12 protein-coding genes and 1 riboswitch are annotated in these 15005 nt (G+C 38.3%); of the genes, 5 read left to right on the plus strand and 7 right to left on the minus strand.

The features are described from left to right. Positions 1–313 precede the first annotated feature (313 nt). Positions 314–1021: a DUF1190 family protein gene (locus tag PH4a_RS03965; protein ID WP_064721035.1), complete on the plus strand. Its 708-nt coding sequence runs from the start codon at positions 314–316 to the stop codon at positions 1019–1021. 5 nt (positions 1022–1026) lie between these two features. Beyond that, on the plus strand, positions 1027–2190 hold the full coding sequence (locus PH4a_RS03970) for a glutathionylspermidine synthase family protein (protein WP_129037921.1): 1164 nt from the start codon (positions 1027–1029) through the stop codon (positions 2188–2190). 91 nt (positions 2191–2281) lie between these two features. Here the strand turns inward: PH4a_RS03970 and ygiD are convergent, their stop codons facing one another. Then, positions 2282–3067 (minus strand): 4,5-DOPA-extradiol-dioxygenase, encoded by a 786-nt coding sequence (gene ygiD / locus PH4a_RS03975; protein WP_129037923.1) that lies wholly within the window; start codon positions 3065–3067, stop codon positions 2282–2284. A 179-nt stretch (positions 3068–3246) separates the two neighbouring features. After that, complete coding sequence (gene ribB, locus PH4a_RS03980) at positions 3247–3900, minus strand: 3,4-dihydroxy-2-butanone-4-phosphate synthase (protein ID WP_064721038.1); 654 nt, start codon at positions 3898–3900, stop codon at positions 3247–3249. Between the two features lie 121 nt (positions 3901–4021). Beyond that, a riboswitch (FMN riboswitch) is annotated at positions 4022–4181 on the minus strand. A gap of 202 nt (positions 4182–4383) precedes the next feature. Between ribB and ubiK the strand changes: the two genes are divergently transcribed. Beyond that, a complete protein-coding gene (ubiK, locus tag PH4a_RS03985; protein ID WP_129037925.1) occupies positions 4384–4692 on the plus strand; it encodes a ubiquinone biosynthesis accessory factor UbiK in 309 nt (102 codons plus the stop codon). Between the two features lie 82 nt (positions 4693–4774). On the opposite strand, the gene PH4a_RS03990 is transcribed toward ubiK, so the two are convergent. Next, positions 4775–6097, minus strand: coding sequence for a 6-phospho-alpha-glucosidase (locus tag PH4a_RS03990; RefSeq protein WP_129037927.1), 1323 nt, complete (start codon positions 6095–6097; stop codon positions 4775–4777). Then, entirely contained in the window at positions 6097–7725 is a 1629-nt protein-coding gene (locus tag PH4a_RS03995; RefSeq protein ID WP_129037929.1) for an alpha-glucoside-specific PTS transporter subunit IIBC, read from the minus strand. The genes PH4a_RS03990 and PH4a_RS03995 overlap by 1 nt, the downstream gene beginning before the upstream one ends. A 301-nt stretch (positions 7726–8026) precedes the next feature. Between PH4a_RS03995 and PH4a_RS04000 the strand changes: the two genes are divergently transcribed. Then, positions 8027–8731: a GntR family transcriptional regulator gene (locus PH4a_RS04000; protein WP_064721042.1), complete on the plus strand. Its 705-nt coding sequence runs from the start codon at positions 8027–8029 to the stop codon at positions 8729–8731. Positions 8732–8825: 94 nt separating this feature from the next. On the opposite strand, the gene hldE is transcribed toward PH4a_RS04000, so the two are convergent. The 3 genes from hldE to PH4a_RS04015 all read right to left on the minus strand — a co-directional run bounded on the left by hldE (position 8826) and on the right by PH4a_RS04015 (position 14137). Then, positions 8826–10250: a bifunctional D-glycero-beta-D-manno-heptose-7-phosphate kinase/D-glycero-beta-D-manno-heptose 1-phosphate adenylyltransferase HldE gene (hldE, locus tag PH4a_RS04005; protein WP_129037931.1), complete on the minus strand. Its 1425-nt coding sequence runs from the start codon at positions 10248–10250 to the stop codon at positions 8826–8828. A gap of 99 nt (positions 10251–10349) precedes the next feature. Further along, complete coding sequence (gene glnE, locus PH4a_RS04010) at positions 10350–13187, minus strand: bifunctional [glutamate--ammonia ligase]-adenylyl-L-tyrosine phosphorylase/[glutamate--ammonia-ligase] adenylyltransferase (RefSeq protein ID WP_129037933.1); 2838 nt, start codon at positions 13185–13187, stop codon at positions 10350–10352. 26 nt (positions 13188–13213) lie between these two features. Continuing rightward, positions 13214–14137, minus strand: a complete 924-nt coding sequence (locus tag PH4a_RS04015; protein WP_129037935.1) for a CYTH domain-containing protein — start codon at positions 14135–14137, stop codon at positions 13214–13216. A gap of 219 nt (positions 14138–14356) precedes the next feature. On the opposite strand from PH4a_RS04015, the gene PH4a_RS04020 reads away from it, so the two are divergent. Continuing rightward, complete coding sequence (locus tag PH4a_RS04020; RefSeq protein ID WP_064721046.1) at positions 14357–14980, plus strand: TIGR04211 family SH3 domain-containing protein; 624 nt, start codon at positions 14357–14359, stop codon at positions 14978–14980. Positions 14981–15005: the final 25 nt, after the last annotated feature.

Raw genomic sequence — 15005 nt, forward strand, 5'->3', positions numbered from 1 at the left:
TTTAATGGGTTAAAAATAACAAACCGCTTTCAGTTATATGCTGATAAGCGGTTTTTTACTTTAATTTTTACGATAGTACTTTTCATGTTTTACGATAGTATTTTTCCATTTGTATTAAACTAAACCTCTAAAAAAATTAACGATAATAGTTTTGAAAATAGAGAACTCTGCTGATTTCTTCTGTCTCAACCTTATAAAGATCACAATTTTTCTGTTATCCCTTGTGATAAGGTGTTTCTTATTTATTTTATAAACTATTTAACCTATCCTAGCTTTTATTTTGAACGTTTTACTTTTAATGGATCTTACCAATATGCCAATGAAACGTACCAAATCGATTAATCGTGATGCTTTTCGTAAAGCATTTCGTCCTTATCGCCTTGCGCCCGTCGCTATCGCAATCACAGCTGTGTTCGCTCTTTCTGGATGTGAAGAGAGTGATGAAACAGTTTCACTGTATATGAATGCACAAGAATGTGCGCAAGCTAATCCGTCACAAGCTGCCCAGTGTGAAGACTCTTATCGCACAGCATTACAAGAAGCTCAGCGTACTGCGCCTAAATATGCGACGCTTGAAGACTGTGTAGCAGAATTCGGTGACGCACAGTGTACACAAACTGCATCAATTGACGGTCAACCTGTTAGTACTGAAAATGCCAATAATCTCAATCCAGATAACACTCAAATGGCACAGGCTAACTCAGGTGGCAGCTTCTTTATGCCATTAATGGCAGGTTATATGATGGGTCGAATGATGGGCGGTGGCGCTTCACAACCACTCTTTAGCTCACGTAACCCAACAAGCCCTGCTAATGGTAAATTTGTTGATGCAACCGGCCGTAATTATGGCCCAGCTGTCGGTGGTCGCCAAATGGATGTACCAAAAACCGCAATGACGCCAAAACCTTCAACAACCTCTACTGTGACTCGTGGTGGTTTCGGCAATACAGTTTCGAGACAAGCGGCAACCAATAATAACCGCAGCTCTACGGGTTCATCCTCCTATCGTTCAGGTGGCTAATAACCATGAAACGCGAATTAATTATTGAGCGCCCTGACTGGCGCGAGAAAGCCACGGAGTTTGGCTTCAATTTTCATACTATGTATGGTGAACCCTACTGGTCTGAAGATGCTTATTATCAATTCTCAATGCAAGAAGTTGAAGAGCTAGAAGAGACAACCGAAGAACTGCACCAAATGTGTTTGCAAGTGGCCGATAAAGTTGCAAACAGTGAAGAGCTGCTAACTCGTTTTCAAATACCCCGCCACTGCTGGGATTTTGTACGTGACTCATGGAAGACGTCACAACCTTCACTCTATTCACGCCTTGATTTAGCATACGATGGTAAAAGCCCCGCTAAACTATTAGAAAATAACGCAGATACACCAACTTCACTGTATGAATCTGCCTTTTTTCAATGGATTTGGCTTGAAGACCAAGTTAATGCAGGTCGTTTACCGCAAAATGCTGATCAATTTAATAGCATTCAAGAAAAGATAATTGACCGCTTTGCACAATTACGTGATCAATATGGTATGCGCTATTTGCACATGGCATGTTGTCAAGATACTGAAGAAGATCGCGGTACAGTACAATATCTACAAGATTGTGCGGTAGAAGCACAAGTAGCAACAGATTTTGTTTTTATTGAAGATATTGGCTTGGGTGAGCGTGGTGAATTAACAGATACTCAAGATCAAATCATTAGTAATATGTTTAAGCTTTATCCGTGGGAATTTATGTTTCGCGAAGACTTTTCAACCAAACTCGCTGATGCGGGTATTCGTTGGTTAGAGCCTTCTTGGAAAAGCATTATCTCTAATAAAGCCTTATTGCCAATGCTTTGGGAAATGTTCCCTAATCACCCAAATCTGCTACCTGCTTATTTTTATAATGGTAAAGCGCCAGGATCATTATCTCGCTATGTGATTAAACCGCTGTTTTCGCGCGAAGGTGCAAATATTCGTATCGTTGATCATGGTAAAGATATTGCGGTTGCAGATGGCCCTTATGGTGAAGAAGGCTTTATTGTTCAAGACTTCCATCCATTGCCACAATTTGGCGATAGCTACACCTTAATTGGTAGCTGGCTGGTAAATGATCAATCTGCTGGTATTTGTATCAGAGAAGATAGAGAACTGATTACGCAAGATCTCTCTCGTTTCTATCCACATATTATTTTGGATTGATACAAAACCATTATAATTAAGTATAAAAAGGCTAAATCCCACAAAGTGAATTTAGCCTCTTTCTGCTCTTCAACAAGTTTATTTGATGAATTTATCCAATTTGAAATGTCATCATACTTAATGATTTATTGACGATATCATTATTCAATAGCGTTACTTTTTCACTGGGTTGCCTTAAACCTAAAATATACAACGCAGGTAGAAAATGTTCTGCTGTTGGGTGTGATAACCGCCCTTCTTCAGTCGATAATATCGTAAATAAACGTTCTTGCATTGTGTCGCTTTCTAAGCTGCTTTTTATCGTATCACTAAAAGCCAATGCCCACGGGTAAGGCATTGCATCGCTGTTTTGCCAATCCATCATTCTTAAGTTATGAACGATATTCCCACTACCAATAATTAACACACCTTCTTTACGCAATTCAGTGAGTTTTTGCCCTAACTCATAATGCCATTTCGCAGATTGATGAGCATCTATGCTTAGTTGCACCACAGGAATATTAGCATTAGGATACATTTTTTCGAGTATTCCCCAACTGCCATGATCCAATCCCCATTGATCCATATCGAGCTTTAATTTAATAGGATCAATCAGATCTTCAATTAATGCAGCCAAACTGATCGAACCTTTTGCAGGATACTCTATTTCATAGAGTGCGGGTGGAAACCCATAAAAATCATGAATTGTTTTTGGCTGAGACATCGCCGTCACATAAGTCCCTTCGGTATACCAATGTGCTGAAATCACCAAAATCGCTTTAGGCTGAGGAAGCGTCTCTCCTAACTGCGTCCAGAGGCGAGTATATGTATTATTTTCTAATACATTCATTGGGCTACCATGTCCAATAAACAGAGCCGGCATCATTGTTGTGTGCATAATCACCTCTTATGGCTTTGTTATAATATGGCGATAGAATACTGCCTTCTTACTTGAAATATAGTCAAAGAAGTATGAAATAGTTATTCAAAAAATATGAAAAAAGCCGCCTGAATTTTCTCAGACGGCTTGATATAAGTGTGTGTGTGTGTTTCAGTGTCGCTTACAATCTATTATTTTCAGCCAGCTTTTTTCTCCTCACGAAGACGATAAGCGACTAAATCTTCAATAGTCAGTACTGGCATATTGTGCTTTTTAGCAAAAGTAATAACTTCAGGTGCTCTTGCCATTGTGCCATCGTCATTAGTGAGTTCACATAGCACCGCTACAGGTTTAAATCCTGCTAACGTGGCTAAATCAATAGAAGCTTCAGTATGGCCACCACGGGTTAATACACCGCCAGGTTGACCACGTAATGGAAAGACATGACCAGGACGATTTAAATCACCAGGCTTAGCATCATCTGCCATTGCTGCGCGAACTGTCGTTAAACGGTCTGAAGCGGAAACACCCGTTGTTACACCTTGTGCTGCTTCAATTGTCACTGTAAATGCGGTATGGAAATGGCTGGTATTGTTTTCAACCATCATCGGCAATTCAAGTTGTTGACGGCGTTCTTCTGTAATACATAAACAAACAATACCGCTGCCATGACGAATAGACATTGCCATTTGCTCAGTTGTCATTGTTTGTGCGGCGAAAACCATATCGCCTTCATTTTCACGATCCTCATCATCAAGCACCATCACACCGTTGCCAGCACGAAGCGCTTCAATAGCACGTTCTACACGTTCAATTTGAGAACCAAATTCGGAAAGTAGCGTCTGATTCATGGTAAAAAAAACCTCAATAATTAATGAAAGTTACCAGAATCAGGGCAGTCTTAGGAGTGGATCTCTGCTCAATAAATAAGCAGAAACAACAGAGGTGGATACAATTATCCTACTGATGCTATTTTACTCTCTCCCATCCAGACTTTAACTGTCGGCCCCAGAATTACACTGAGTCTGCTGACCTTTGAATTACAATAGCAATGCAAAGCGCTCGCGGGCTTTACCTGAATAATTAGGTATTTACCGCCGGTGGGGACTTACACCCCGCCCTGAGATTAACAACGAAACTATACGCTTTAAAATAATAAGAGGCAATGATCTATCAGTAACAATCTCTGTCGAGTCACATAATCGTTTTACGATATACGTGTTATTTAACTCTTTATAATAAAAAAGTAACAATAATCCTCATATCTGGTTTTATTCCCAATGCCTACATATTACACTTAGCCTAGCTTTCTATTTTATTAATGAGGACATCCCATGTTGGACCCAAAAAAAATTGAACAGGTCGCACGCCAGATCCAAAATGTTCTTCCACAAGGACTAAAAGATTTTGGTGATGATATTGATAAAAAAATTCGTACTGTTCTACAGTCTCAATTAAGCAAATTAGATCTCGTTAATCGTGAAGAATTTGATGTGCAAACACAGGTACTCTTACGTACTCGTGAAAAATTATCACGTTTAGAGCAACGTTTAAATGAGTTAGAAGCGGGACAACAAACTCAAATGGCCCAAGTTGAAATTACTGGAGTAGTGGTAGAAACGCCAACTGAAAATAAAGCGTAAATTTCCACTTTATTACCCAGTAATAAAAAAAACCCTGTATCCATAATAAAAAGATACAGGGTTATTGTTATATAAATTACGACTATTTTAACTCAGGCCAATAATCTTTATTCGCTGCAATTAAATCATCCAATATTGCTTTTGCAACGGTTGCACTTGGTACTGTTTTTGACATCGTAATAGCTTGCCAAAGTTTCAAATATGATTTTTCAATCCAAGCTTCAACCACTAATTTCTCAACAGCGACTTGCTGGCTCATCATCCCTTTTTGAAATAATGGGATTTTTCCCATAACCAACGGCTCCGGCCCATGACTTCCCACAATACAAGGGATTTCAACCATTGCTTCAGGATCGAAATTAATAATCGCGCCATTATTTGGCACAATCAACAGCATTCTTTCTTGCGTATTAAACGCTATCGCGGTTGCCAAATCGACGATATACGAAGCATGTTCATCAATCTCTAAATGACCTGCTGATGATTTACCTGCTGCTGTAATTGCTCGGCAAGCATCAAATACATTCTTCTCTCTGTGTTCCATAACTTCATTAGCACGTGTATGTTTAGGATCAGAATGCTTAACAACATAATCAGGAAATAAATAATATTTAAGGTAGGTATTTGGCATAGTAGTAGGATCTAATGCCCACACATCTTTAGCTTTACCAAAAGTATCATTCCAGCTTGCTTCAACAGGTTCTCCCGCGACTTTAGGGATATATCCATGCTCTGCAACATGCTTGCGAATAACAGGTAATAAATCATTACCTTGAAGGTCTTCAACTTGAGTCCACCAGCCAAAATGGTTTAAGCCATAATAACGCACACGCATCTCTTTACGAGATTTCAATCCTGCGATTTGAGCCATGCGTGATTCAATACCAATTGGCATATCACAAATATTTAAAATTTTCGCATTGGGTTTCAAACGGCGTGTTGCTTCTGCGACAATAGCGGCAGGATTAGAATAGTTTAGCATCCATGCATCTGGTGAATATTTTTCCATAAATTCAACTAATTCTAAAACACCGCCAATAGAGCGCATTCCATAAGCAATTCCACCAGGGCCACAGGTTTCTTGCCCTAATACCCCATGATGCAAAGGGATTTTTTCATCTTTTTCACGCATTGGATACTTACCAACACGAATATGAGCCATGACAAAATCGACATCCGTAAAAGCCGTTTTAGGATCAGTGGTATAGAGAAACTCAATATCCGGCGCTTTTTCATTAAGAACAATTTCACACGCTTTAGCAATCGTCTCTTGCCGTTGTGCATCATTATCATAAAATTTGATGGCTCTTAATGGAAAACGTTTTAAGTTTTCAAGTAACATCAAAATAATACCTGGTGTAAATGTACTACCGCCACCTGCAATTACGACTGAGAACTTCTTCATTATATAGCCTCCGACAAGGTGATATTTTGGGTATCTTCTTTCATAAGTTGTTCAATTTTATCTCTGACTTGAGAGACATGTAGCCCAATGATGATTTGCAGAGCATTACCTTTCCGCACTACACCGTGGGCACCTAACTCCTTGAAATAACCGTCTGTATTGACTTTCCCTTCATCTATAACCTCAATACGTAAACGTGTTGCACAGTTATTTAAAGACTTAATATTTGCAGTTCCTCCTAAGCCATCTAAAATGCCTTGAGGGAATGCCAGTTTCTGTTCTTCTTTAGATAACGCTAAAGTGTCTGAAGTTTGGGTTTTCTTATTTTTATAATCTTGTTTGCTATAGAGTTTTATTTCTTCTTCGTCTTCTTCTCGGCCAGGTGTTTTTAAATTAAGTTTGATAATTAACGTTCTAAACACCACAAACCAAATAACAGTGAAAATAAGCCCAATAACTATCTGCGTAATAATCATTCCATAATGATTGTGAAACATAGGGATCCAATTCATAGGAAGGAAGTTATCGATAATTCCGCCCCCCATATTTCCAACGACACCAAAATGGTAAAGCGTAGTCGCTAGCGTAGCGGCTAATACGGCATGAACAGCAAATAATAAAGGTGAGATAAATAAGAAGGTAAATTCTAATGGCTCCGTTATTCCAACAAAAACTGCGGTTAATGTTGCAGGAATAAGTAACCCAGCAATTTTTGCTCTATTTTTAGGTGCCGCCGTAAAATAAAGTGCAAGAGCAATCCCCACTGAACCAAAGACTTTACTATTACCATGTAAAGCAAACCCGCCTTCAGGAAATAACGCTTTTAAAGGTTGTGTGCTTTGACTGAAATACTGCATATTCTGAGCCCAATCGACTTGAATACCATGTTCAGTTATCGCAGGTCCGAAAATAAAAGGTCCGTATATAAAGTGATGTAAACCTGTAGGAATTAAAATACGCTCAAGAAAAGTATATATCCAAACCCCAAATGAACCTGAGCTCACCATAAATACTTGTAAGGATTGAATACCAATTTGCACTTTAGGCCAAATAAATAGTGTTATCCATGCTAATGGCAACATTAGAAAGAAACTAATTAAAACAACATAAGAAGTGCCTTGAAAAATACCTAAGAAAACCGGCAATTGTTTATCGAAATAACGATTATGTATTCCCGTTACAATACCAGCAATAATAATAGCGCCAATAATACTTGTATCTAATGTTTTAATTCCAGCAATCATGGTTAGTCCGCTATTACCACCAATTTCATTGCTAAAATCGACACCAAAATAATTGCCCCACACAATTCCCATTGCGTTAATAAAATAATTCCAAGTTAAGAAACTCACCATAACAGCAAGACATGCTCTTGCTTGTGCTGATTTTGCTAAACCTATTGGTAAACCTATTGCAAAAATAAGAGGCATATTACGAAAAACAGTCCAACCGCCTTCCTCAATAATATGAACAATTTGTGCAAATAAATTATCGGGCTGTAATAACGCTTCACTAACAAATAACGGATTCTGTAATAGAATAGCAATGCCTACAACAATACCTGCAAAAGGAAATAGCAGGACAGGGGTAAACATTGCTCCGCCAAATCGTTGTATTTGACTGAGCATAAAAATATCCTCTTATTTACTGCCACTTAAATGAGTATCGATTTATTTCATTTTTATTCTGTAAAATCAGATTAGGTGCTTTTTTATTTATTCTCTCAGTAAAAATGAATTATTCGTGATCCAATTCATATTAATCTTTTAGCTAAAGTGATCTGCTTTTTACTAAAATTGCAGATCTCTTTTTATTTTTTGATAACGTTCACATTTTTACTGATAAATTGAACAGTTTATTTATCAATCAATTAGATTAAATAAAACTACATTTTTTATGTCTATTTCTAACAGTTTAAGAGGTATAAAAGTGATCTATAAAAATCTAGCGAAAAACTTGCGAATACAAATAAACTCAGAAGGTTATCAAATTGGCGAGGCATTACCGGCTGAAAAAATATTGGCAAAGCAATACGGTGTTTCAAGAATGACTGTACGTAAAGCAATTGATGTTTTAGTTGATGCTGGATTATTAAAGCGAAAACATGGCTCAGGAACTTATATAAAAGAAAAAGATTTTCATCATGAAAATGCCAGTTTAAAAGGATTTGTAGAGCTAATGGCAAATACGGGACATAACGTTAAAAGTGAAGTTATTGAGTTTAGTGTTATTCACTGTCCTTTATCCATTGCAAGCAAATTACGAATTAATACTAATGAACGCATATTTTATTCTAGAAGAATACGTTACGTCGATAATAAACCTCTTATTCTTGAAGATAGTTATATGCCAGTAAAATATTTTAGCAATTTAACCTTAAAACATTTAGAAGGTTCTAAATTTGATTTTATTGAAAATGTTTGCCAAATAAAAATTGCGGGGAGTTATGAAACTTTTCATCCTATCATTCCTGATCACAATATCTGCCAGCTACTACAAGTTGAAATAAATATACCTATATTAAGACTTAGCACATTGTCATATAGCGTTCATGGTGATTATATTAATTACTCGATCATGTACCGTAACACCCAAGATTATATTGTTGAATATCATTTAAAAAGAGAACAATAATTATTAGCATAAAAGAATATTATTGTTAATACGCTTTTTCACACAAAAAAAAGCACTCCGAAGAGCGCTTTTAATATTTAATAATTTAACACTATTATTTCTTTTTAATCGCATTAATAATATTTGTGGTAGAAATACCATCTTCAAAATTAAGGACTTTAACTTCTCCACCAGCCGCCCAAACCTCTTTGCTGCCTGCGATATCTTCTGGCTTATAATCGCCGCCTTTTACCAAAATATCGGGTAATACAGAAGCAATTAGGCGCTGTGGCGTATCTTCTTCAAAAGCCACTACCCAATCAACCGCCCCCAAAGCACCAAGCACGGTCATACGCTGTTCTAATGGGTTAACCGGACGAGTTTCGCCTTTTAAGCGCTTAGTAGAAGCATCACTATTGACCGCAACAATTAGGCGATCCCCTAATTTTCGAGCATTAGCCAAATAGCTTACGTGACCTGCATGAAGAATATCAAAACAGCCATTTGTCATTACAATGCGTTCGCCACGTTGGCGAGCCAATGCTACGGCCTTTTTTAATTGTTCTTCCGCCATCATTCCAAAACCGTTATCAGAACGTCCACGAATAGCATTTTCAAGTTCAATAGGCGAAACAGTAGAAGTACCCAACTTGCCAACAACTACACCTGCCGCTGCATTAGCAAGGAAACAAGCTTCAGCTAATGATTTCCCTGCTGCTAAAGAGGTCGCTAAAACACCAATCACCGTATCACCAGCACCTGTGACATCATAAACTTCTTGTGCTTGTGTTGGTAAATGTAATGGCGCTTCATTGGCACGAATTAAACTCATACCTCGTTCTGAACGAGTAATTAATAGCGCTTCAAGATCTAACGCTTGAACCAGCTTAGCGCCTTTTTCGACTAATTCTTCGTCACTATTACAAACACCAACTACTTGCTCAAATTCAGACATATTTGGTGTTAATAATGTGGCACCACGGTAGCGTTCAAAATCACTACCTTTGGGATCAATTAAAACAGGCACACCAGATTTTCTCGCCAGTTGGATCATCTCTTGAACATGAGAAAGTGCACCTTTAGCGTAGTCCGACAAAATTAATGCGCCAATGGAAGGCAAGGCTTGCTGAATACGTTCATAAATAGGCTGTGGATCAACATTGCTAAAACCTTCTTCAAAATCAAGGCGGATCAACTGTTGATTACGAGAAAGTACGCGCAATTTAGTAATCGTTGGATGAGTAGCAACAGAGACAAAATCGCAACGCACATTGACCTGACTTAATGTGTTACTCAATGCTTTTGCTGCTTCATCGATACCTGTTAATCCAACTAAACGCGAATTAGCGCCTAAAGAAGCAATATTCATAGCAACGTTAGCCGCACCACCGGGACGCTCTTCGGTTGTATCCACTTTAACCACCGGTACTGGGGCTTCAGGTGAAATTCGGCTTGTTGGGCCATACCAATAGCGGTCTAACATGACGTCACCGACAACGAGCACATTGGCTTTATTAAAATCCGGCAGCGTTACTTTCATCCCATACTCCACATTATTTTTCAAATAAGCCCAAATAATACCATAACTCGATAACCAAATAGAGAAACACATCAGATTATTGGTTTCATATTCTCTATGCTATTCATCAAGCCATTTCATTTTACTTTGTAATACATTTTGTCGTTCTGGTATAAAACAACTGCTATCCACTATCGCGGGTAGTGCTTGCAACGCAAGATGATGCAGCTCATTACGCAAAGTAACATAAGCATGTGTTAATGCTTGAGCCTCTTCTTCTGTCATCACTTGATATTTCGCCATTAATTCAAAAATACGCACATTATCAGACCAACGTGTTAATGCTGGATATTGATGAGAAAAACGTAACACTAAATATTGAGCGATAAATTCAATATCAGTAATGCCACCAGCAGAAATTTTCAAATTGAATTTATCGGCTTGTGTTGGCGCTAAATGTTGCACCATCTTTTTACGCATCTCTCTTACTTCATCTTGTAATACCTGCGGATCACGCGAAAGGCACAGTATTTCATGACGAATTCGTAAAAATTGCTGTTGCAATTCATCATCACCATAAATCATTCGAGCACGAATTAAAGCCTGATGTTCCCATGTCCATGCTTGTGTTTTTTGGTATTCATCGAACGCTTGAATAGTACTCACCAACATACCTGATTCGCCAGAAGGCCGTAAACGCGCATCGACTTCATACAACACCCCCGAGGAGGTTCTGGTGCTAAATAAGTGAATAATTCGCTGTGCTAAACGTAAATAAAACTGGCGAGCATCAATAGAACGTTCGCCGGTTGTCACACTGTTGAGTGGGCAATCCAATAAAAACACCAAATCTAAATCAGAACTGTAACCTAATTCCCAACCGCCTAATTTCCCATACCCAATAACGGCAAAACCTAAACCATCACGATGGGCTAAATGTTCCGGCTCACCATAGCGTTTTACCATATATGACCAAGCTTGATGAACCACAGCATGAATAATAGCTTCGGCTAAATAGGTTAAATGATCGCTGACTTTCATCACTGGCAATACACCGGTTATATCTTCAGCGGCAATGCGCAAAAGCTGTGCTTGTTTGAATTGTCGCAATGCTTCTAAGCGTTGTTCTTCATCTTCTTCTGGTACGCGAAGTAAATATTGGTGTAACTCATCACGATAAGCATCTAAAGGAAGCGGCTGATAGAGCGAGTTAGGATCGAGTAATTCATCCAATAGCAGGGGGTGCAGTGCTAATTGCTCTGCAATCATAGGCGATGCGGCACATAAACGAATAACATGAGTTAATACTTCATCAGATTCTTGTATTAACTCTAAATAGGTTGTGCGACTTACAATACTGAGTAAAAGAGGCGTGACTCGCTGCAATATCATCGCAGATTGTGGTTGCTGACAGATTTTGGCTAATAATTTAGGCATCAATGAGTCAAGAACATCACGTCCTCTTGGCCCAATGGTTCGTTTACCAATATCTTGGCGAAAAATCTGTAATGTCTGGCAGAGGGTTTCAATTTCTTCTTGAGTCAGCGATTGATGAAATAATGCTGAACCTTCAGGGAAATGGCCTAATAACCAAAATGTTTTAAAAGCAGAAAGATCTGCTTCATCTTCATTTTCATCATCATCATCACCAATCAATTGAGTAAAAATAATAGAAACAGCCTGCATTTTCTGACCAATGTTCTGATAAAGCGTTGCCCAATCGTTATAACCCATCGCTATAGTAAGACGACTTCTATCATTTTCGTCATCAGGTAAAGTTTGAGTTTGCTGATCACCAATAGATTGTAATAAATTTTCTAATCGGCGTAAAAAAAGATAACTTTCAGTCAGTTGCGTCGTCTCTTTTTCAGTTAATAATTCAAGTTTCGAGATGACTTTTAGCACAGATAACAACGAATTACTTTGTAATTCAGGCTCTCTGCCACCGCGAATTAATTGAAACACCTGCGTAATAAATTCAATTTCACGAATACCACCAGCCCCTAATTTAATATTATCGATCATACCGCGGCGACGAACTTCACGACTTATCATTGATTTCATATTACGTAGTGATTGGATCACACTAAAATCGATATAACGGCGATAAACAAAAGGTCGCAGCATTTGGCGTAATATCTGACAATAATCTCTTTTTTCTGCCCCTAAAACCCGTGCTTTTATCATTGCATAGCGTTCCCAATCACGCCCTTGCTCTTGATAATAATCCTCTAGCGCAGCAAAACTCATGACTAAGGGGCCACTTTCACCAAAGGGACGTAATCGCATATCAACACGGTAAACAAAGCCATCAATAGTGTGCTGATCTAACGCTTTTATTAATTTTTGTCCTAATCGAGTAAAAAATTGTGCATTATCGAGCTCACGGCGTCCGCCTTGAGTGGCACCATTTTCTGGATAAGCAAAAATCAGGTCGATATCAGAAGAGAAATTAAGCTCAAAACCACCGAGTTTTCCCATTCCTAAAATAAGTAATGGCTGAGGTTTTCCTGCACTATCACAAGGTGTGCCCCACTGCTGACAACACTGCTGATAAAGCGTATCTCTTGCTGCACAAATTAAGGTTTCAGCTAATACACTGAGCTGTTTTAGCGTACAAGGCGTATCACATAACTGAAAAAACTGTAGCCACGCAATGCGTACTAATTGTTGATGACGAAATTGACGCAAAATACGCATTAAATCATTTTCATTATCAATATTTGCTAGTTTTTCTGATAATTGAGTTTCATACATTTTCCATTCAGAACCTATTGGCTCAGCTTGCCTAATATCGATTAACCATTGAGGGTTTACACGCAAATGCTCAGCCGCAAAGGGGCTAAAAGTTAAAAACTGCTGCTCTTGCTCACTAAAAGGTGCTAACTCATTGAGCGAAGAAGATAAACTGCATTGTGTTTTATCCCACAATTGTTGAAACACATCGATAGCAGACATAAATAGGCTCTCAAATTATCAGTAAATTAAGCAATAGATAACAACCACGCCATTGACGCTAATTTAAATCTTAACCACAGCACATGATAATAATCAGTCGCTGATGTAAATGATAATGGTGATATATCACTTAACGTTTGCTGCATTGTCGCTGGTAATTCAGGCTGTTTTTTACACCAATCTGAAAATAACGCTAACATTGCAGGCATTGTGATTGTCGGCGGTGTTGGATTAGCAAAAATAGCTTCTTCTAAAGATTGAATTGATGACAACCATTTAGTGAGTTGCTGAGCGATAGTTTCATCAGGGGAAAGATTAACGACACTCAAGGTTAATGCAGGCTTACCCTTTGCTAAATAATAACCCCTTGCGGCTTTACTACGAGAAGCAAGGCGTAATCCGCCCTTTTCACCCAAAAATGTGGCTAAAGCAATTAAATCAGACACATTGCCTGCCTTTAGCTCTAGCTCAAACTCTTTAATAGGTAGCTCATTCTTACCTGAACGAACCGCGCCTTGATCCAACACCACTTCAATCTGGCTATTTTGGTAGTTAACCAACCAAATTTCACGATTAAAATCGGTATTAAATAATACCTGCAAATGTGCTTCTAATTGGGACAAATCGCAATCCTGCGGCCAAATTTCAGCGGGGAAACGTGCTAAATCTAATTTTGGTTGATCTAATTTCACGTTATATTCAGGACGTTGATGTAAGCCAGCAACAACTTTACCCGCTGTTTTAATTGTCATTTCATAGTGATTATCAACCCCACGAATACGTAGCCCCATATCCCAACGACGGATTTGATTATCTGGCGTTTCAAAGTAAAGATTAGTCAGCTTTTTAGCGATGCTATGCTGATGAGGAAGCGTTGAAATTCGCTGAATAATATGAGGAATAGCGGCGGATATCGCACTGAGTTTTAATTCTGTCTCTATTTGGCTCATTCTATTTCCCTTAAGTAAATCAATTGATTAGTAAAATATTTAACGATTTTTCATTTAGCAAGTGATAGCCTTATTACGCGGATGAATAAAAGGCAGATTTCCCCTATATTCCATCAGTTAAGACTGTTCTCATTCTGGTTTACTATTTGCTTACGCAAACTTTACTCTTTAGTATCAGTAAAAATATTCTCTTGTATAGATAAAAAAGTTGAAAACATAATGCGAAAATTACCCTTACTTTTTATTTCCTTACTTGGCTTAGGCTTTTCACTAAGTTCACACGCAAATGAAACTCGTTATGTTTCCGATGAATTATCCACTTATGTCCATAGTGGACCAGGAAATCAGTATCGAATTTTAGGTTCTTTAAACTCAGGCTCAACAGTTACTGTACTTTCGCGTAATGCAGCAACGGGTTATGTGCAAATCAAAGACGATAAAGATCGCGTTGTTTGGCTACCTGAAAATCAGCTAAGTACACAACCAAGTATGCGTACTCGTATTCCTGCAATGGAAAAAGAGATCCAAACATTACGTGACAAACTTGCCAATATCGATCAAAGCTGGAATCAGCGTACGATAGATATGCAAAATAAAGTTTCAGGCAGCGATGATATTATCAATGGTTTGAAAAAAGAGAATGAGCAAATGAGAACCAAACTAGCGGTTGCTGAGAAAAAACTCGATTTTGCTAATCAACAGCTAGATGACAGACAGCGCGATATTATCTTACAGTGGTTTATGTATGGTGGTGGTGTTGCAGGTGCTGGACTTGTTTTGGGTCTGATCCTTCCTCATATTATTCCACGCCGTCGCAAACGTAATGATCGTTGGATGAACTAAAAGCACAGTATTAAGGATAATAATC

Origin of the sequence: Proteus hauseri, from assembly GCF_004116975.1 — a bacterium.
Lineage (GTDB): Bacteria > Pseudomonadota > Gammaproteobacteria > Enterobacterales > Enterobacteriaceae > Proteus > Proteus hauseri.

Coding starts and splice junctions, on each gene's coding strand:
- glnE (WP_129037933.1), bottom strand. CDS start 13,187: ATGTCTGCTATCGATGTGTTTCAACAATTGTGGGATAAAACACAATGC.
- PH4a_RS03990 (WP_129037927.1), bottom strand. CDS start 6,097: ATGAAGAAGTTCTCAGTCGTAATTGCAGGTGGCGGTAGTACATTTACA.
- PH4a_RS04015 (WP_129037935.1), bottom strand. CDS start 14,137: ATGAGCCAAATAGAGACAGAATTAAAACTCAGTGCGATATCCGCCGCT.
- ygiD (WP_129037923.1), bottom strand. CDS start 3,067: ATGCACACAACAATGATGCCGGCTCTGTTTATTGGACATGGTAGCCCA.
- hldE (WP_129037931.1), bottom strand. CDS start 10,250: ATGAAAGTAACGCTGCCGGATTTTAATAAAGCCAATGTGCTCGTTGTC.
- ribB (WP_064721038.1), bottom strand. CDS start 3,900: ATGAATCAGACGCTACTTTCCGAATTTGGTTCTCAAATTGAACGTGTA.
- PH4a_RS03965 (WP_064721035.1), top strand. CDS start 314: ATGCCAATGAAACGTACCAAATCGATTAATCGTGATGCTTTTCGTAAA.
- PH4a_RS03970 (WP_129037921.1), top strand. CDS start 1,027: ATGAAACGCGAATTAATTATTGAGCGCCCTGACTGGCGCGAGAAAGCC.
- PH4a_RS04020 (WP_064721046.1), top strand. CDS start 14,357: ATGCGAAAATTACCCTTACTTTTTATTTCCTTACTTGGCTTAGGCTTT.
- PH4a_RS03995 (WP_129037929.1), bottom strand. CDS start 7,725: ATGCTCAGTCAAATACAACGATTTGGCGGAGCAATGTTTACCCCTGTC.
- ubiK (WP_129037925.1), top strand. CDS start 4,384: ATGTTGGACCCAAAAAAAATTGAACAGGTCGCACGCCAGATCCAAAAT.